General features: G+C 54.5%; 1 protein-coding gene. It reads left to right on the forward strand.

The features are described 5' to 3' along the window. Window positions 1-594 precede the first annotated feature (594 nt). On the forward strand, window positions 595-1,272 hold a 678-nt coding region (locus tag A2I95_RS39265), incomplete at its 3' end, for an AAA family ATPase (protein WP_291737774.1).

Below are 1,272 nucleotides of genomic sequence, written 5' to 3' on the forward strand. Positions count from 1 at the left end.
GCGGGAGGATCTTTGCCCAAATAGATGGGCTGTTTTCTACGGCTATCAAAAAGGAACAGGCTGCTTGAGGGGAGTGCTGTTAGTGAGGTGAAATCATTGGTGGCTGCCGCGAGGCACGGCCAAAGTAGAGTTTGGCGGCTCGAGATGAACCGGTCGCAGTGCCTGACGTATAAGGCCAAGGCACTGTGAAGTAACCGACCGGGTCTGGCTGCGATGAGGACGACCCGATGCCCTGGGAGGTCGATGTTTCGATCATCGACCGGTCCGAGCTCTCGGAATGGGAAGGCTTTTTCGGAAGTACACTCGATTTGCAGAATCAATCAGAGCTTCCAGCATCCCTGACCGCGTGACCCCTGTCGGGCATCTTTCGGTTGCGCTCAAGCAACGATCATCGGCATTGCATGCCTGTGCATAAGTCTGTGGATAGCCTTGCTTCCGCGGGATTTGTGCCAAAAGCCCTTGAATAACAGGGAATATTTACCTCAGCAGTAGCGAGGCGCCTCAACACCCAACAGCCCCCCTCAACAGAAATTTGTGGAACTCTGCCTGAAACCTGTTATGCAAAGCTAAACACAATAAAAAATTGAGGACAGTATGAGCGGGATTCGAGGCTCGAAAAGGCTTGAGACCTTTTCGAGCAAGCTTTCAAAGAGCTTGCAGGACCATAGCACAGAGATATTTCCTCCGGATGCTCAAAAGGGCCTGCGTTCATACTCAATGAAGGAGGTGGGCGACTTCATCGGCATCAATCCGAACACCTTCCGCCACTACATCAAGACCTACGCTGACAAGATGCCGACAGGCACGCTGGTAAACGGGAATCGGCGCTACTTTGCCGCTGAAGAGATGCAGGAAATCCGGGAATTTCTCTGGAAGGAGGGCCGTATTTCCATTAAGGAGTACCGGCGCCGGCAGCCTGGAGAAGAGCTGAAGGTAGTCACGGTCTTCAACCTCAAGGGGGGCGTTTCGAAGACCAGTTCAACAACCAATTTGGCGCAGCTTCTGGCGCTACGAGGTTATCGCCTCCTGCTTGTCGACCTTGACGCGCAGGCGTCGATGACCAACCTCTTCGGCTTGTCCCCGGAGCTGATGCCTGACATGCCCAGCTCCTACAACGTGGTGAGCTATAAGGCGCCGCTGCCTATCAGGGAAGTGATCCGCAAGACCTATTTCCCGGGCATCGACCTTGTTCCGGCCTCGATGGACATCATTGAATTCGAGTACGAGACCGCCCTCTCCTTCCGGGACGGCAAGTCCGGCTCCCCGTTTCAC

The sequence above is a fragment of the Leisingera sp. F5 genome, assembly GCF_001593695.1.